15 protein-coding genes are annotated in these 17758 nt (G+C 61.3%); 5 read left to right on the top strand and 10 right to left on the bottom strand.

All coding sequences use genetic code 11. The features are described 5' to 3' along the window. Positions 1 to 190 precede the first annotated feature (190 nt). Positions 191 to 895 carry a YebC/PmpR family DNA-binding transcriptional regulator gene (locus HU755_RS18010; protein WP_186635060.1) on the top strand — a complete coding sequence of 235 codons (705 nt, stop codon included), beginning with the start codon at positions 191 to 193 and terminating at the stop codon, positions 893 to 895. 102 nt (positions 896 to 997) lie between these two features. On the opposite strand, the gene HU755_RS18005 is transcribed toward HU755_RS18010, so the two are convergent. The 4 genes from HU755_RS18005 to HU755_RS17990 form a co-directional block, all read right to left on the bottom strand. Then, positions 998 to 2311: a leucine-rich repeat-containing protein kinase family protein gene (locus HU755_RS18005; RefSeq protein WP_186635057.1), complete on the bottom strand. Its 1314-nt coding sequence runs from the start codon at positions 2309 to 2311 to the stop codon at positions 998 to 1000. 226 nt (positions 2312 to 2537) lie between these two features. Further along, complete coding sequence (zapE, locus tag HU755_RS18000; RefSeq protein ID WP_186635053.1) at positions 2538 to 3668, bottom strand: cell division protein ZapE; 1131 nt, start codon at positions 3666 to 3668, stop codon at positions 2538 to 2540. Positions 3669 to 3803: 135 nt separating this feature from the next. Beyond that, positions 3804 to 4559 carry an anti-sigma factor gene (locus HU755_RS17995; RefSeq protein ID WP_186635049.1) on the bottom strand — a complete coding sequence of 252 codons (756 nt, stop codon included), beginning with the start codon at positions 4557 to 4559 and terminating at the stop codon, positions 3804 to 3806. Next, positions 4556 to 5062 carry a sigma-70 family RNA polymerase sigma factor gene (locus HU755_RS17990; protein WP_186635046.1) on the bottom strand — a complete coding sequence of 169 codons (507 nt, stop codon included), beginning with the start codon at positions 5060 to 5062 and terminating at the stop codon, positions 4556 to 4558. The genes HU755_RS17995 and HU755_RS17990 overlap by 4 nt, the downstream gene beginning before the upstream one ends. 156 nt (positions 5063 to 5218) lie before the next feature. On the opposite strand from HU755_RS17990, the gene HU755_RS17985 reads away from it, so the two are divergent. Together HU755_RS17985 and HU755_RS17980 are read left to right on the top strand one after the other, a co-directional pair. After that, on the top strand, positions 5219 to 6325 hold the full coding sequence (locus tag HU755_RS17985) for a catalase family peroxidase (protein ID WP_186635043.1): 1107 nt from the start codon (positions 5219 to 5221) through the stop codon (positions 6323 to 6325). Continuing rightward, positions 6322 to 6867, top strand: a complete 546-nt coding sequence (locus HU755_RS17980; RefSeq protein ID WP_186635040.1) for a cytochrome b — start codon at positions 6322 to 6324, stop codon at positions 6865 to 6867. Before HU755_RS17985 ends, HU755_RS17980 begins: the two co-directional genes overlap by 4 nt. Positions 6868 to 6926: 59 nt before the next feature. Here HU755_RS17980 and HU755_RS17975 read toward each other — a convergent pair whose 3' ends face one another. Continuing rightward, the gene (locus HU755_RS17975; protein WP_186549888.1) at positions 6927 to 8078 is read right to left on the bottom strand and encodes a carboxypeptidase family protein; all 1152 of its coding nucleotides are present in this window, start codon (positions 8076 to 8078) and stop codon (positions 6927 to 6929) included. Between the two features lie 482 nt (positions 8079 to 8560). Then, entirely contained in the window at positions 8561 to 8899 is a 339-nt protein-coding gene (locus HU755_RS17970) for a DUF3077 domain-containing protein (RefSeq protein ID WP_186549890.1), read from the bottom strand. Between the two features lie 130 nt (positions 8900 to 9029). Between HU755_RS17970 and HU755_RS17965 the strand changes: the two genes are divergently transcribed. After that, positions 9030 to 9689 carry a LexA family transcriptional regulator gene (locus tag HU755_RS17965; protein WP_186635038.1) on the top strand — a complete coding sequence of 220 codons (660 nt, stop codon included), beginning with the start codon at positions 9030 to 9032 and terminating at the stop codon, positions 9687 to 9689. A gap of 40 nt (positions 9690 to 9729) precedes the next feature. On the opposite strand, the gene HU755_RS17960 is transcribed toward HU755_RS17965, so the two are convergent. The 4 genes from HU755_RS17960 to HU755_RS17945 form a co-directional block, all read right to left on the bottom strand. Then, complete coding sequence (locus HU755_RS17960) at positions 9730 to 11667, bottom strand: acetyl/propionyl/methylcrotonyl-CoA carboxylase subunit alpha (RefSeq protein ID WP_186635035.1); 1938 nt, start codon at positions 11665 to 11667, stop codon at positions 9730 to 9732. Next, positions 11667 to 12479, bottom strand: a complete 813-nt coding sequence (locus HU755_RS17955) for a gamma-carboxygeranoyl-CoA hydratase (protein ID WP_186635032.1) — start codon at positions 12477 to 12479, stop codon at positions 11667 to 11669. The genes HU755_RS17960 and HU755_RS17955 overlap by 1 nt, the downstream gene beginning before the upstream one ends. 78 nt (positions 12480 to 12557) lie before the next feature. After that, the gene (locus HU755_RS17950) at positions 12558 to 14165 is read right to left on the bottom strand and encodes a carboxyl transferase domain-containing protein (protein WP_186635029.1); all 1608 of its coding nucleotides are present in this window, start codon (positions 14163 to 14165) and stop codon (positions 12558 to 12560) included. Positions 14166 to 14177: 12 nt separating this feature from the next. After that, positions 14178 to 15341: an isovaleryl-CoA dehydrogenase gene (locus tag HU755_RS17945; RefSeq protein ID WP_186635025.1), complete on the bottom strand. Its 1164-nt coding sequence runs from the start codon at positions 15339 to 15341 to the stop codon at positions 14178 to 14180. A 295-nt stretch (positions 15342 to 15636) separates the two neighbouring features. On the opposite strand from HU755_RS17945, the gene HU755_RS17940 reads away from it, so the two are divergent. Further along, the gene (locus HU755_RS17940; RefSeq protein WP_186635022.1) at positions 15637 to 17334 is read left to right on the top strand and encodes an AMP-binding protein; all 1698 of its coding nucleotides are present in this window, start codon (positions 15637 to 15639) and stop codon (positions 17332 to 17334) included. Positions 17335 to 17758 lie beyond the last annotated feature (424 nt).

The following is a 17758-nucleotide window of genomic DNA, read 5'->3' as shown; positions in this document are numbered from 1 at the left end:
ACAGAGGGTACGAAACCGCCGGGCCGAATGGTCATGTCAAAGCGGTTTTTCAGAAGAGTCCTACGGGGTTTGGTGAAGATGTCGATTCGGCCCCGGCATTTTCTGGTCGATTGCCGACTTTAGGCCGTATAAACTTGCGCCACGCGTCGGCCAATAGATGTCTCGGCGCCACAGATCAAGAGAGTGAGTAATGGGCGCACAGTGGAAGGTTAAACACAAAGAAGCGGCAGCCAACGCCAAGGGCAAGATCTTCGGCAAGCTGGTGAAGGAAATCACCATCGCGGCCCGCAACGGTGCCGATACCGCCACCAACGCGCATTTGCGTCTGGTGGTCGAACAGGCCAGGAAAGCCTCGATGCCAAAAGAAACCCTGGACCGCGCGATCAAGAAAGGCGCCGGTCTTCTGGGCGAGACCGTGCAATACCATCGCGTCACCTACGAAGGTTTTGCCCCGCATCAGGTGCCGCTGATCGTCGAGTGCGTGACCGACAACATCAACCGCACCGTGGCGGAAATCCGCGTGGCCTTCCGCAAGGGCCAGTTGGGCGCTTCCGGTTCGGTGGCCTGGATGTTCAACCACGTCGGCATGATCGAGGCCTCGCCGGACACCCCCGATGCCGATCCGGAAATGGCCGCGATCGAAGCCGGCGCCCAGGATTTCGAACCGGGTGAAGAGGGCGCAACGCTGTTCCTGACCGATCCAACTGACCTCGACGCCGTGCAGAAGGCGTTGCCGGAGCAGGGCTTCACGGTGTTGTCGGCGAAACTGGGCTACCAGCCGAAGAATCCGGTCAGCGGCCTGAGCGACGAGCAAATGGCAGAAGTCGAAGCGTTCCTCGAAGGCCTCGACAACCATGACGATGTGCAGGACATGTTTGTCGGTCTGGCGGGCTGATCTGTTTCGCCAGTAAACACTCCTTCGCGAGCAGGCTCGCTTCCACATTGGAAGGTATTTCAACTGTGGGAGCGAGCCTGCTCGCGAATGACCGCGCAGCGGTCACAGACCCTCTAACACCTCGCTGATTTCGCTGAAATCCGGCCGCCCCAGCACATCCGCCTGACAGCAGCGCCGCTCCAGTTCCTCCAGCGCCACACGCCGCTCGACACTGAGCCCCGCGTCGATGCGCGCCAGCAATTCCCCCAGCAGTACACCGAACGCGCGCACTTCAAGGCGTTGCAAGGCACGGCTTTGCGGGCTGTCTGCGGTGGCGTGAAACGACGCCGCACCAAAATCCCCAAGCAGGCAATCGCCCTGATCGTTGATCAAAATGTTGTGCCCGTAGAGATCGCCGTGGGTGATGCCTTGCGCGTGCAAGTGTCCCGCTGCCGAGGCGATGCCCTTGGCAATGCGCAAGGCGACGCCGGTGTTCAAGCGCAGGTCGTCAGCGTAAACATCGCGCGAACAAGACGCGAGGCTGGGCAGTCCGGCGAGGTTGCGATAACTCGGATCAATCAGCTGCATCACCAGCCCTTGCTGCCCATCGGGATGGCCGACGATGCGCCCTTCGACCCGGATCAGGTTCGGGTGCCGACCTGCGGTGATGCAGGCGTTCATCTCGTGCAGCGGCGAGCCGTCACTGGTCATTTGGCCTTTGTAGAGTTTCACCGCCACCGGGACTGAAACGCCATCACCGCGCTGCCACTGCGCCCGGGAAATCACCCCGGACGCGCCTTCGCCCAACTGTTGTTCGAGGCGCAGCGCCGCCCAGTCGATGCGCGGTGTGGCTTCAAGGGCGGCGGCGTCAGCTTCGGTTTCCAGCGGATTACCGGCGTAGGCCAGCCACGTCAGGCTCGGCAAGGTCAGCAGCCAGTGCGGCAGCTCGGTGAGGCGGTTGGCCGCAATGCGGATCAGTTCCAGACGCAGGCAACGACTCAGCGACGAGGGCAGCGCTTGTAGGCGGTTTCCCGAGAGCATCAGTTTTTGCAAGTGAGGCCGTTCACCGAGTTCGCTCGGCAGGGTCTCGATGCAGTTATCGGTCAGGATCAGCCAGCGCAGCAGCGGGGGCAGGGCGGCTGCGGGAACGTTGACGATGCGGTTGGCCTTGAAGCCGATCATCGTCAGCGCCGTACACCGGCCCAGGCACGCGGGCAGTTCGGTGAACAGGTTGTCCGAGCAGAACAGCACGCGCAGGCGAGTCAGTCGATGCAGGTCATCCGGCAGGCGATCCAGGGCGTTGCCGCTGAGGTTGAGCACCTCCAGCGTGTCAGCCAGATCGAAAATCTCGCGCGGGAATTCGGTCAGACCGCCGGACAGATCCAGCCGCGTAATGCCTGACAGCTCGCCGGCGCGCAATTGAGCAAGGGTGTGCATGGTGAGGTTCGCTATTGATCAGTGGAACGGCGCCTGGGCGCTGGGGATGGGCGACATGATAACGGCAAAGCGAATGACGGATTGAATGAGGTTTGAAATTGCACGGCACCTTGTGGGAGCGAGCCTGCTCGCGAAGGCGTAATTTCAATCAAGACTGATGTGACTGATACACCGCTTCGCGAGCAGGCTCGCTCCCACAGGGCTCGCTCTCACAGGGTTCAAAATCTCAGTCGGCTTCGTGGACTTCCTGCAATTGCCCCAACCGACTGCGCGTGCGCGCCAGGTCGATGGCGTTGCCTGCCAGGCTCTGGCACAACGGCAATCGGCCAAGCAAAGTCAGGTGTTTGTCCTGATCGTAAAGCACGTCGATCAGGTTGATGAAGCGCTGCTGCACAGCGATGGGGCAGTCATCCAGTGCCGGCAAGTCATCGATGATCCACTGATCGAAACGCTGGCACAGCTGCAGGTAATCCATGACGGCCGTCGGCTGTTCACACAGATCGCCGAAGGTAAAACCGACCCGACGCTCTTCGCACAAGCGCGCCTGCAAGTGGCGGGTGCCAACCGCGAGCGTCAGGGCCGGCGCGGTGCGGGGCGGCACGTTCAGGGCCTGGCGTTGGGCCGGCGTAGCGGGCCAGACGTAATGTCCCTGGGTGAACCGCTGATGCGTATGGCGCCGGGCCTGGCTGCGATAGTCGTGAGGACCACCCACCTCCATCACCTGCATACGCGCATTGATCAGTTCGATCACCGGCTTGAAGCGGGCGTGATAAAGCGGATTGGGCAGCAGCCCTTCCGGCGCGTAGTTGGACGTCAGTAACAGCACGATCCGGCGCTTGAACAATGCCTTGAACAGGCGGCTGATGAGCATCGCGTCGCCGATATCGTGGACATGAAACTCATCGAAACACAGGACCTGGCAGTCTTGCAGCCATTCGTCGAGCGTGACCTCCAGCGCGTCCTCCAACTGACGGTGGCGGAACATGTCCTGATGCAATTGGGCGAAGAACTGATGGAAATGCAGGCGGCGTTTGCGGGTGATCGGCAGTGCCTGAAAAAAACCGTCGAGCAGCCAGCTCTTGCCGCGCCCGACCGGGCCGTACAGATACAGGCCGGGCGGCGTGCGCGCGCGGCTGTCGAGCAAAATACTGGCCTGCTGCGCCATGCAGTCAATCACCTGCTGCTGGCTGCGGCTGAGGGTGTAACCCTGCTGGTGGGCCTTGTCGCGGAAATATTCGCGGATCGACCGGGCATTGCCATCAGGCGCCGCGCTGGCGGCCAGGCCCTTGCCGAACAAGCGCTGCAACACCGGCCAGCGTTGGCTCAATCGTGATCGTCTGGTCGGTCGGGCGGGCACGCGGGGCAGACTCCTGGTTGATTGGGCCGGCTCCACCGGGAGCGCGGCGGTCCCAGTTTAACCAGAGCTCGGGCGCCAGCTCCATGAAATATGCACGATCCCGAATGTAGAAGCTGACGAGTGCAGGGTGGTATTTCAGAACGGTGGTGATTGCTTGAGCAACTGCGCCGCCGGCGAGTCCGTCGGGCTGACCAGCGCATAGTTGTAGCCGGCACCGGACCAATAGTCAGCCTGCAAATCGCCATCGTTGCGACTGCCCCGCGGCAGGAACGTATTCTTCGGCCCCGGCGGGCGCACGTAAAAACTCACTTTATGGCCACTGCCATCCTCATACATCACCATCGCCGCCGGACCTTCGTCGGTGCTCAGCAAACGCCCGCTGACCGGCTCGAACCCGGCGGCTTTGAGATCCGGCAAGCGCCCGGCCTGCTTGAAGTAGCGGTCGAGCCAATGCTGCATGTCGCCGTCGTCGTCGACTTGATAGTCGGCCGGCAAGATGCCCTGCTGGGCAATCAACCGATAGGCTTGCAAGGCGTCGGTCATCGGTAACGGGGAAGGGCGCGCCAGGGTCATTTCCCTGGCCTGCCAACCACTGAAACCGCCGATGCCGACCGCGATCAGCAACACGGCCGCGCTGGCCAGATGGCGTCGGGACTGGTGCCGGCGGCGCTGGCGGATCAGCGCCGGATCCAGCGCCGGGTTGGCCGGTTGCTGCAACGCGCCACTGAGGGCTGCACGCAACTGTTGGGCATCCTGCTGCCAGGCGCGCACTTGCGCCGCTTCCTCGGGGTGGCTGGCCAGCCAGGTTTGCAGCGTGCGCCGGTCGGCGTCGCTGAGCTGGTGGTCGACGTAGGCGTGCAAGTCATGCTCGCTGGGAGGCAGGCTGATCATTTGAGTATCCGCAAAGAAGGGCTGCTGATTTCGCCGTCGCTGAGTTGGCGCAAGGCCTGGCGGGCGCGGGACAGGCGCGACATCACGGTGCCGGTCGGGACGCCGAGGATCTCGGCGACCTCTTTATAGGCAAGGCCTTCCACCGACACCATCAGTAGCAGGGCGCGTTGTTCGGTGGGCAAGCGATCGAAAGCTTGCAGGGTCGAGCGGGCGATAACGGTGCGCTCTACCGACGGTTCGGCGTCGTCGCGCCCGGTGAAGAACTCGAGCATTCGCGCATAGCGCCGAGCGCGGCGATGGGCATCGAGAAATTGCCGGTAGAGGATCGCAAACAGCCAGGCGCGCAAATCGCCGTCGGTGCGTTTGCCGCCCCACGCTGACAGCGCCCGTTCAAGGCTGGCCTGGACCAGATCGTCGGCACTGCTGCTTTTGCGCGTCAGGGACACGGCAAAGCGGCGCAGCCGCGGAATGATTTCTCTCAACTGTTCGTCGAATTCGCTCATGAAATTCTACTAGTCACTACGCTGTGGACTAGGAAGACGTCCGTCACTGGAGGTTATTCCACGTTCGGAAAAATAAACACTGCGCCATGGAATAAACCCCGACGGCGCGCGTCTTGCTGATTCTTCCTACCTATGGCCGTTGGCCTGGAGAGTTTCATGGTTGATCGCTCGTCTCCCAACACCGCACCGCCCGGCAGGCCACCGCGCCGGCCATTGAGTGCCGCGAGTCTGGTTTTGCGTCTGGGCGGCATTGCCGTGGTAGTCGCCGCCGTGGCCGGGGCGATGGCCTACGTGCATGGCAACTTCGACCCACAGCGATTGACGCCCAAGGCGCTGGTCGATGTGCTGGAAAAGAACAACGGCGTGCATCAAGGTTTTCGGCGCAACCACGCCAAGGGCGTCTGCGTGATCGGCCATTTCGAGAGCAGTGGCGAGGCCCGGGCGTTTTCTACTGCGCAGGTGTTTAATCAACCGCAGACGCCGGTGGTCGGGCGCTTCGCCTTGCCGGCGGGCAACCCGTATGCGCCGGATAGCGCCGTGCCGATCCGCAGTCTGGCGCTGCGCTTCACTCAGGCGGACGGCCAGCAATGGCGCACCGGGATGAACAGCATGCCGGTGTTCCCGGTGGCCACTCCCGAAGCGTTCTACCAATTGCAGCAGGCGCAGTCACCGGATCCGGCCACCGGCAAGCCCGACCCGACGAAGGTCCCGGCATTCTTTGCTGCGCACCCGGAAGCCGTGCCGTTCCTGACGTGGGTGAAGACCGCCAAGCCGTCGGCCAGTTACGCCACTGAAACCTATAACAGCGTCAATGCGTTTTACCTGGTCGACGCCAGCGGTAAAAAGCAGGCAGTGCGCTGGAGCATGACGCCACTGGCGCAGGACGCGGCAGGGGCCACCGCCCCTGAAGGCGCGGACTTTCTGGAAAAGGATCTGGTGCAACGCTTGGCCGCTGCACCATTGCGCTTCCAGTTGAACATCACCCTGGCCAATGCCGACGATCCGGTAAACGATGCCAGCAAATCCTGGCCCGTCGGGCGCAAGGTGCTGAACGCCGGTACGCTGGTGCTGGAGAAAACCCAGCCGCAGCTCAGTGGTGAGTGCCGCGACATCAACTATGACCCGCTGGTGCTGCCGGCCGGCATTCAAGGTTCCGACGATCCATTGCTTGCCGCGCGTTCCGCCGGCTACGCCGATTCCTACCTGCGTCGCACCAGCGAAGTCAGCCAGTTGCCCGCGGCCAAACAGGAGGCTCGTCCATGAGCGCTCAACCGACTCATTTCGCCTTGCTGGCGCGCCTGTTGCACTGGCTGATGGCGCTGATGATCATCGCCATGCTGTTTATCGGCGCCGGGATGGTCACTTCGGTGTCGTCTCGCCATGAGTGGCTGATCCATCTGCACAAGCCCTTGGGTATCGCGATTCTGGCGCTGGTGATCGTGCGCCTGCTGGTGCGTTGGTCCACGCGCCAGCCGCCGCTGCCCGATGATCTGCCGGGCTGGCAAGTGCTGGCAGCCAAGGGCTCCCATGTCTTGTTGTATGCGTTGATGCTGGTGTTGCCGCTGCTCGGCTGGGCGATGATCAGCGCTTCGGGCGAGCCGGTGATGCTCAGCGCCTCAGTGCATTTGCCGTCAATCGTGCCGGCCGATGCACAGCTGTTTGCGTTGTTGCGCAAGGCCCACGGTTATCTGGCCTATCTGCTGTTTCTGACGGTACTGGTGCACCTGGCGGCGGCACTGTTTCATGGCTGGGTGCGCCGTGATGAGGTGCTCGAGAGCATGTTGCGCGGGCGCGATCGCGGCTGACCCTCAAAGCAAAAGATCGCAGGCGGGCTGCGATCTTTTGTCATTACAGGGGAGGGCGATCAGCGCAGGGTATCGACCATGTCGGCGAGAGTGGTCAGCACGTCTTTGCCCAATTGCTTCGAACGTTTGCCCGACCAGCCGGTGAGCTTGTCCGGGTGGTCGTCGTGGTCCTTGAACGGCATCTCCAGCGTCAGCGACAGGCAGTCGTATTTCTGCCCGACGCTGTTGCAGGCCAGTGTCATGTTGGCCTGACCCGGTTCGTCACGGGTGTAGCCGTAGGTGGTCTGGAAGTCTTTGGTGGTGTGCTTCAGGTGACTGCGGAAATGCTCTTCGAGCTTTTCGATGCGCGGCGTAAAGCCAGGGTTGCCTTCACAGCCGGCGGTGAACACGTGAGGAATGGTTTCGTCGCCATGTACGTCGATAAACGCATCGACGCCATATTTTTCCATCTGTTGCTGGACGAAAAGCACTTCCGGGCTGATTTCCTGACTGGCGCTCTGCCAGGCACGGTTCAAGTCCTGGCCCATGGCGTTGGTGCGCAGATGCCCGTGGAAGGCGCCGTCCGGGTTCATGTTCGGCACCAGATATAGATCGGCGCTGGCCAGGAGTTTGTTCAGCAGCGGATCGTCCTGACGTTCCAGGCGCTCAATCACGCCTTCCATGAACCATTCAGCCATGTGCTCGCCCGGATGCTGCTGGGCGATGATCCAGATCTTGCGCTGGCCTTCGGCACCGCTGCCTTTGCGCAGCAACTGAATATCACGACCTTCGACGCTTTTGCCGGTCGCCAGCAGTTCGGTGCCAGCCTTGCTCAGCGCTTGCCCGATCAGCCAATCGTGACGGCCACGGCTGTAAGGTTCGAAATAGGCGAACCAGGCGTGGGTTTGCTCGGCTTCGAGGCAAAAGCGCAGGCTGTCGCCTTCAAAACTGGTGGGGATGCGGAACCAGTTGACGTGATCGTACGACGCCACCGCTTGATAGCCCGGCCAGCCTTTGCTGTAGGTCGATTGGCTGGCATTGACCAGGCGAAACCAGTGTTCCTGATGAACATGCAGGCCGCTGGCCTTGAAGTGGAACCACTGAAAATGCGCGCTGCGTGTATCCGGGCGGATGGCCAGCACCGGATTGAGCGGATTACTGATGTCGATGACTTGGATATTGCCGCTGTCGAAGTTGGCGCTGATATCGAATGAAGATTTGGCCACAGTCATAATCGAATCCTGAATATGATTTTTATGGCGGCTACTTTACACGCAAGACAGCGGTGAAACCGAGGGGAATCGCGGGGTTTGTGGCGGGGGGCGTCCTCCATGACGCGAAGGCAGCTTAGAGACTGTGCGATTGATTCTCAAGTGCTAATTGTCGTTAGTTTGCCCCAATGTGGCCGGGCTCGGCTTGCCAACCAATATTCTTTTGATATTATCCGCGCCATCGAATTTGCAGCACCCAAAGACTTCATTAGCCTGAAGACACAAGCCCGAAAAACGGGCAAAAAAAGACCCGGCAAAAAGCCGGGTCAAAAACCGTGATTAGCCTGATGAGGAGATAGTCCAGAAGACCGACCTAAGGTCTCTGGTCTATCGACTGATCTCGCGACCAGCTGCTTGCAATAATAATCATTATCATTTGCAAGTCAAATGTTTTTATCTGCGCGATTGGGAAATTCTTTCCTGTCCGTTTGAGCTTTCATGGCTCAGGCCTCATCGCCGTCAAGCGAGTGGTCAACCATCGCCCGCGCCATATCCACCATGTGCACCACCGAGAACGCCAGATCGCGACTCGCGCCTTGCAGGTTTTCAGCGGCTTTGAAGGCTGTCGCCGCGGCGCAGCGCAACAGATCCGAGGCATGCACCAGGGCTTCCTCGCCGCTGAGGTGGCGCCTGACATCGAAAAAACGCTCATCGGCCTGGGGTTCTGAAACAGTTGGTTTCAAGTAATAGTCGAGCGCTCGCTGGGCCGCGGCGGTGCCTTGGGGCGAGGTGAAGGTGGTGTCCATTTGCAGATCGGGCAGGTCTTTGCTGTTGATGTTCATCGTGAGGGGCCACTCCGTGTTGGATTGAAAGTCCGTCCGCTGAGGATAGTACAATCCGTAATTGTGACTTGAATTTTAATACTACAATATGTGTTTTGCGGGCCGCAGGCTCCCGCGTAAGGTGCCGCACATGGATAAATGGATTGAGTTGGTCAAGGCCAAAATGAGTGAGCTCAAAATCACTCAAACAGAGCTCGGAGAGCGCGTCGGCATGTCCCAGGGCGGCATCGGCCATTGGCTGAACAAACGTCGCGAGCCGGGCATTACGCAAATGAACCGTGTGCTGCAAGCGCTGGGCATGGAATTTCTGGAAGTGGAGCTGGTGATCCGCGAGCCGCAGCTGACGCCTGCGGACGAAATGCCGCTGGCGCAAAAGTACAACCCGTACTTCCGCTACCCGGTAAGTGATTGGCGTACCCCGTGCGAAGCGCGCGAGAGCGATCAGACCGCCTATGCGCCCGCCTCAGGCAAGCAAAGGTTCGAACTGACGGATTACCACGCCCGTGGCGCCGCGTTCTGGCTGACGGTGGCCGGCGATTCAATGACGGCACCCAGCGGCCCGAGCGTGGCCGAAGGGATGTTGATTCTGGTCGATCCGGCAGCGGAGGCGGTGCCGGGCAAACTGGTCATCGCGCAGTGGCCCGACAGCGACGAAGCGATTTTTCGCAAACTCGATGAAGAGGGCGGCCAGCGTTACCTGGTGCCGCTCAACCCGACCTGGCCGAAAGCGCTGTTCACCGACGAGTGCCGGATACTCGGTGTCGTGGTCCAGGCAACGGCACGTTTCTAGGCCGATCGATCCGCGTCTGCCGTCGGATCGATCGGCTTGTTCACAGCTCTTGCAGTTCCACCAGCGCGCTGCCTTCGCCGACCATTTCGCCTTCCTGGCAATAAAGCGCCTTGACCACGCCCGCATGGGGCGCACGAATGCTGTGCTCCATTTTCATGGCTTCCAGCACCACGAGCTGAGCGCCCGCTTCGACGGTTTGTCCTGCCTCGACCAGCACGCGGACGATGCTGCCGTTCATCGGCGCGGTCAGCCCGCCCTGATGACTGTGGCTAGCTTCCACGGCGCTGATCGGATCGTACGTTTCGATGCGGCGCAACTGGCCATCCCATTGCAGATACACCGCGTCATGCCGACGAATCGCTCGTACCTGGCGACGAACGCCGTCGTGTTCGATCAGCAGTGTTTCCCCGCAAAGCCTTACGTTGCCATCTGCGTTCAAGGTCAGTGCGCGATCCTCGCCCTCACAGCTCAAGTGAAGGGTGATCTCGCTGGGCAGCCCGGCACGCCAACCACTGGCTGACGCCCACGGCGACTGTGTATCGTCCGCCGGCAAACTTTGCGCAACGGCCTGGGCGGCGGTATGCCAGAAAGCATCGCTCAGCGCCCCCGGCACGGGCAGCAACTGTTCCTGATAACGCGGGATAAAACCGGTGTCCAGCTCAGCGGCAGCAAACGCCGGGTGCGCAATGATCTGGCGCAGGAAGTTGATATTGGTCTTCAAGCCGCCAATCGCGAACTCGTCAAGCATGCTCAACAAGCGCAGGCGGGCGTGCTCGCGATCCTCGCCCCAGGCAATCAGCTTGCCGAGCATCGGGTCGTAGAACGGCGAAATCTCGTCACCTTCGGCAACGCCGCTGTCGACCCGGCGCCCCGGTCCCGCAGCGGATTCGCGGTACAGGTCGAGGCGACCAGTCGCCGGCAAAAAGTCGTTCGCCGGGTCTTCGGCATACAGCCGCACTTCAATGGCGTGCCCGTTGAGCGGCACTTGCGCCTGGGTGATCGGCAGCGCCTCGCCACGGGCAACGCGGATTTGCCAGGCAACCAGATCCAGGCCGGTAATGGCTTCTGTCACCGGGTGCTCAACCTGCAACCGCGTGTTCATCTCCATGAAGAAGAACTCACCGCGAGCATCCAGCAAAAACTCAACGGTGCCGGCGCCGACGTAACCGATCGCTTGCGCCGAACGGACCGCCGCTTCGCCCATCGCTCGCCGCAGCTCAGGTGTCAGGCCTGGCGCGGGGGCTTCTTCGACGACTTTCTGATGGCGTCGCTGAATCGAGCAATCGCGCTCGTTCAGGTACAGGCAATGACCGTGCTGGTCGGCAAAGATCTGGATTTCCACATGGCGCGGCTTGAGCAGGTACTTTTCCACCAGCATCCGCGAATCGCCGAACGACGATTGCGCTTCACGTTGCGCGGAGGCGAGGGCTTCGGCCAACTGACCGACGTGCTCAACCACTTTCATGCCTTTACCGCCGCCGCCGGCCGTGGCCTTGAGCAGCACCGGATAACCAATGCGCTCACACGCCTCACGGAAGGTCTCGAGGTCTTGCGCTTCGCCGTGGTAGCCCGGCACCAGCGGCACGCCCGCCGTTTCCATCAGGGCTTTTGCGGCGGACTTGCTGCCCATGGCGTCGATGGCCGAGGCGGGCGGACCGAGGAACACCAGTCCGGCCGCCTCGATCGCGCGGGCGAACCCGGCGTTCTCGGACAAAAAACCGTATCCCGGATGAATGGCCTGCGCGCCGCTGGCCTTGGCCGCGGCAATCAGTTTGTCGATTTGCAGGTAACTGTCGGCCGCTTTGCTGCCGCCCAGATCGACGCGAATATCCGCTTCACGGCTGTGCCGCGCCTCGCGGTCGGTGGCGCTGTGCACGGCGACGGTGGTCAGTCCGAGGGCCTTGGCGGTGCGCATCACGCGGCAGGCGATTTCGCCACGGTTGGCCACCAGCAAGGTGGTAATCACGGGTGCGCTCATCAACGCGACTCCTGAGTGGTTGCGGCTTGCCAGTTCGGCGGGCGTTTTTGCAGAAAGGCACGCAAGCCTTCCTGGCCTTCCGGACTGACACGAATCCGCGCGATGGCATTTTCGGTGTAGCGGCGCAGGGCCGGGGTCAGCGCACCGTTGCCGACCTCACGCAGCAGATCTTTGCTGGCGCGCATGGCGGCGGGGCTGTTGAGCAGCAAATTGTCGATCCACTGTTCGACCTGTTGATCGAGTTCTGCAGCCGGATAGCTCTCCGACAACAGGCCGATCTCCCGCGCGCGCTGCCCGCCGAAGCGCTCGGCCGTCAGCGCATAACGCCGTGCCGCACGTTCGCCGATTGCCTGCACCACGAACGGACTGATCACTGCCGGCGCCAGGCCGATGCGCACTTCCGACAGGCAGAACTGCGCATCATCGGCACCGATGGCCATGTCGCAGCAACTGATCAGTCCAAGCGCGCCACCGAACGCCGCGCCTTGTACCACGGCCACGGTGGGGATTTTCAGTTTGGCGAGGTTGTACATCAGCTCTGCCAGTTCACGGGCGTCGTCGAGGTTGGTGTTGTAATCGAGTTCCGCCGATTGCTGCATCCAGGCCAGGTCGGCGCCGGCACTGAAATGCCTGCCGCGCCCACGCAGCAACAGGAAACGCAGGCCGGCATCGCTGGCGACCTTGTCGAGGGCGAGGATCAATTCACGAATCATTTCGGCGTTGAAAGCGTTGTTCTTCTCGGCGCGGTTGAGCCACAGCGTGGCGAAGCCGCGTGGGTCACTCTGGAGCTCAAGGGTGTTGAAATCACTCATATTCATCCGTCTCCACGGTTTTTGCAGGAGCGGGAGCAAGCTCCCTCGCCACACAGGCTCGCTCCCACAAAAAAAGCATCACATCCGGAACACGCCGAAGCGGCTCGGTTCGATTGGCGCGTTCAACGACGCGGAAAACGCCAGGGCCAGCACGTCGCGGGTTTGCGCCGGGTCGATGACGCCGTCGTCCCAAAGCCGGGCGCTGGAATAGTAGGGGTGGCCCTGTTCTTCGTATTGATCAAGGATCGGTTGTTTGATCTCGGCTTCCTGTTCGGCGTTGAACGCCTGACCGCTGCGCTCGGCCTGTTCGCGCTTGACCTGCACCAGCACGCCGGCCGCCTGTTCGGCGCCCATCACGCCGATCCGAGCATTCGGCCACATCCACAGGAAACGCGGATCATAGGCCCGCCCGCACATGCCGTAGTTGCCGGCCCCAAAGCTGCCGCCGATGATCACGGTGAATTTCGGCACCTTGGCGCACGCCACCGCGGTCACCAGTTTTGCGCCGTGCTTGGCGATGCCGCCGGCCTCGTATTTCTGCCCGACCATGAAACCGGTGATGTTTTGCAGAAACAGCAACGGAATGCCGCGCTGGCAGGCCAGTTCGATAAAGTGCGCGCCTTTCTGCGCGGCTTCGGCGAAGAGGATGCCGTTGTTCGCCAGAATCGCGATCGGGTAGCCATGCAGATGGGCGAAACCGCAGACCAGTGTGGTGCCGAACAGCGCTTTGAACTCATCGAACAGCGAACCGTCGACCAGCCGTGCGATCACTTCGCGCACGTCGAACGGCTGCTTGGCGTCAGCCGGAACCACACCGTACAACTCGTCGCTGGCATACGCCGGGGCAATCGGCGTGCGTTGCTGCACCTCGCCCAGCTTGCGCCAGTTGAGGTTGGCGACACTGCGGCGGGCGAGGGCGAGGGCGTGTTCGTCACTCTCGGCGTAGTGGTCGGCCACCCCGGAGGTCTTGCAGTGCACGTCGGCACCGCCCAGGTCTTCGGCACTGACCACTTCGCCGGTCGCGGCCTTCACCAGCGGCGGCCCGGCGAGGAAAATCGTCGCCTGGTTGCGCACCATGATCGCCTCGTCCGCCATCGCCGGCACATAAGCGCCGCCAGCGGTGCACGAGCCCATGACCACGGCAATCTGCGGGATGCCCATGGCGCTCATGTTGGCCTGATTGAAAAAGATCCGCCCGAAGTGCTCGCGGTCCGGAAACACCTCGTCCTGACGCGGCAAATTGGCGCCACCCGAATCCACCAGATAAATGCATGGCAAGCGATTCTGCTGGGCGATGGTCTGCGCGCGCAGGTGTTTTTTCACGGTCAACGGGTAGTACGAGCCACCTTTCACCGTCGCGTCGTTGGCGACGATCATGCATTCGACGCCTTCGACCCGACCGATCCCGGCGATCACCCCGGCGGCGGGCACCTCTTCGCCATACACGGCGTGAGCGGCGAGTTGGCTGATCTCGAGAAACGGCGAGCCGGGATCGAGCAGGCGATTGATGCGCTCACGCGGCAGCAACTTGCCCCGCGAGGTGTGTCGCTCCTGGGCTTTCGCGCCGCCACCCTGCGCCACTTGGGCGAGCAGGGTCTGCAGGGCGTCGACCTGTTTGAGCATCGCCGCGCTGTTGGCGGCGAACTCCGCTGAACGCGGGTTGAGCTGAGTGTGCAGGGTTGCCATGGTCAGCTCCGTTTAGCGGGTTTCGTTGAACAGTTCGCGACCGATCAGCATGCGTCGGATTTCGCTGGTGCCGGCGCCGATTTCATACAGCTTGGCGTCACGCAACAGGCGGCCCGCGGGGAATTCGTTGATGTAGCCGTTGCCGCCGAGAATCTGGATCGCGTCGAGGGCCATTTGCGTGGCGCGTTCGGCGGTGTAGAGGATCACCCCGGCGGCGTCCTTGCGCGTGGTTTCGCCGCGCTCGCAGGCCTGGGCAACGGCGTAAAGGTAGGCGCGGCTGGCGTTGAGTTGGGTGTACATGTCGGCGACTTTGCCCTGGATCAGCTGGAATTCGCCGATGCTCTGGCCGAACTGCTTACGGTCGTGGATGTACGGCACGATCAAGTCCATGCACGACTGCATGATCCCGGTCGGGCCACCCGAGAGCACCACGCGCTCGTAATCGAGGCCGCTCATCAGCACTTTCACGCCGCCGTTGAGTACGCCGAGGATGTTTTCTTCCGGCACTTCAACGTCATCGAAAAACAGCTCGCACGTGTTGGAGCCGCGCATGCCGAGCTTGTCGAATTTGTTGCTGCGGCTGAAGCCTTTCCAGTCGCGCTCGACGATGAACGCAGTGATGCCGTGCGGACCTTTTTCCAGATCGGTCTTGGCGTAGATCACGTAGGTGTTGGCGTCGGGGCCGTTGGTGATCCAGGTTTTGCTGCCGTTGAGCACGAAACGGTCGCCGCGTTTATCCGCGCGCAGTTTCATCGAGACCACGTCGGAACCGGCGTTGGGCTCGCTCATCGCCAGGGCGCCGACGTGCTCGCCGCTGATCAGCTTGGGCAAATACTTGATCTTTTGTTCGTGGTTGCCGTTGCGGTTGATCTGGTTGACGCAGAGGTTGGAATGCGCGCCGTAGGACAACGCCACCGACGCCGAGCCGCGGCTGATTTCTTCCATCGCCACCACGTGCGCCAGATAACCCAGGCCGGCGCCGCCGTATTCTTCCGGCACGGTAATGCCGAGCAGGCCCATGTCACCGAATTTGCGCCACATGTCGGCCGGGAACAGGTTGTCGTGATCGATCTGCGCAGCCCGCGGCGCGATCTGGTCGGCGACAAAGGACTGAACCTGATCGCGCAGCATGTCGATGGTTTCACCGAGGGCGAAGTTCAGGGATGGGTAGCTCATGGGTCACCTATTGGCTTTTTTATCGGGTGGAGCGCTCGAGAATCGGCGTTCAGCTTTACGTTAACGTAAAGCTTCATGAGTTAGACTGTCAATCGGCTTTACGTAAGCGTCAACTTGGGCGAGAGTGAGGGCAGTTCAGGATTGAAAACGGAGAGCTTCATGTAGGAGTGAGCCTGCTCGCGATAATGTCGTACCAGTCGATGTTTGCCTCGACTGACACACCGCTATCGCGAGCAGGCTCACTCCTACAAAGGGCACTTCGATACACCCACTAATAAAGACAATAGGGGTCATCATGGATCAACCCAGTGCAACACCGCAGCGCAGCTATACCCGCGGTTCTCAGGACAAAGCCTTGCTGGCGATGACCATCGGTCAGCGCTTCGATCAGACCGTCGCGCAGTACCCGGACGGCGAGGCGCTGGTGGTGCGCCATCAACAGTTGCGTTATTCCTGGCGGCAACTGGGCGACGCCGTGGACCTGCATGCTCGCGCCTTGCTCGCCCTCGGTTTGCAGGCCGGTGACCGCCTCGGCATCTGGGCACCCAATTGCGCGCAGTGGTGCATCAGCCAGTTCGCCACGGCGAAAATCGGCGTGATCCTGGTCAACATCAACCCGGCGTACCGCAGTTCCGAGCTCGAATACGTGCTCAAGCAGTCCGGCTGCCAATGGCTGGTCTGTGCAGGCGCGTTCAAAACCTCGAACTATCACGAAATGCTGCAGGGCCTGGCGCCGGAACTGGCCGAACAACCCATCGGCCAGTTGCACAGCGAACGCCTGCCGGACCTGCGCGGGGTGATCAGTCTCGATGCGCGACCGCCATCCGGCTTCCTGCCATGGTCGCAACTGGCCGATCTGGCCCGCAGTGTCTCGCCGCAACAATTATGCGAACGCAGCGACAGTCTGCATTTCGATCAACCGGTGAACATCCAGTACACCTCCGGCACCACCGGTTTTCCCAAAGGTGCCACCCTCAGTCACTACAACATCCTCAACAACGGTTTCATGGTCGGCGAAAGTATCGGCCTGACCCCCGCCGATCGCCTGATGATCCCGGTGCCGTTGTATCACTGCTTTGGCATGGTCATGGGCAACCTCGGCAGCATCACCCATGGCAGCACGATGATTTACCCCAACGATGCATTCGATCCGCTGCTGACGCTGCAAGCCGTCGCCGAGGAAAGGGCCACGGGCCTGTACGGCGTCCCCACCATGTTTATCGCCATGCTCGATCAGCCACAGCGCGGCGAATTCGATCTGTCGAGCCTGCGCACCGGCATCATGGCCGGCGCCACGTGTCCGATAGAAGTCATGCGCCGGGTCATTCGCGAGATGCACATGAGCGAAGTGCAGATTGCCTACGGCATGACCGAAACCAGCCCGGTATCGCTACAGACCGGACCGAACGACGAGCTGGAATTGCGCGTGACGACCGTCGGCCGCACCCAGCCGCAGCTGGAAAGCAAAATCATCGACGAGGCCGGAAACCTTGTACCCCGCGGCACCATCGGCGAACTCTGCACCCGCGGCTACAGCGTGATGCTGGGTTACTGGAACAACCCGCAGGCCACCGCTGAAGCCATCGACGAGGCAGGGTGGATGCACACCGGCGACCTGGCGAGCATGAACGAGGCGGGCTACGTCAATATCGCCGGGCGCAACAAGGACATGATCATCCGTGGCGGCGAGAATATTTATCCGCGTGAGCTGGAGGAGTTTTTCTTCACTCACCCGGCGGTGGCCGACGTCCAGGTGATCGGCATTCCGTGTTCGCGCTATGGCGAAGAAATTGTCGCCTGGATCAAATTCCACCCCGGCCACAGCGCCTCGGAACTGGAACTGCAAGCCTGGTGCAAGGAACGCATCGCGCACTTCAAGACGCCGCGGCATTTCAAATTCGTTGAAGCGTTTCCGATGACGGTGACGGGCAAGATCCAGAAATTCCGCATGCGTGAGATCAGTATCGAAGAGCTGCGCGGAAGGCAGGCCTGAAGAAGATCAAATGTGGGAGCGGGCTTGCTCGCGAAAGCGGTGTGTCAGTCAATGCAAGTGTGAATGGCACACCGCTTTCGCGAGCAAGCCCGCTCCCACAAGGAAATTGGGGGGATTTCGGGGATTACAGAAAGCACAAAGGGGAGCCGAAGCTCCCCTTTAATTTTGTCGTCGCGTGCTCTTTTTTTATTATTGAGGGTCGGTCTGTTGTTGTTTTTGGCAACCGTGGCCCTTTACCGCTGTTTTTGGCGACCCCCATCCGGGGTCAAGAGCAAACGTATTTTTTTGAGCGCTGATCTGCTTTCTCGCCAAGCGATCCAACCGATTCGGGAGCTACCTGAAGGTAGTTTTATTGTTCTCTGCCCGGTTGCGGGTCACTCCTGAGAGCACCCTGAAAAGCACACCTTCTCCAAAAAAATCTGTT

The sequence above is a fragment of the Pseudomonas sp. SWRI111 genome (assembly GCF_014268555.1).
Lineage (GTDB): Bacteria > Pseudomonadota > Gammaproteobacteria > Pseudomonadales > Pseudomonadaceae > Aquipseudomonas > Aquipseudomonas hamedanensis.
The sequence above is the reverse complement of the archived record's forward strand: the minus strand, read 5'-3'. Positions and strand labels throughout refer to the sequence as shown.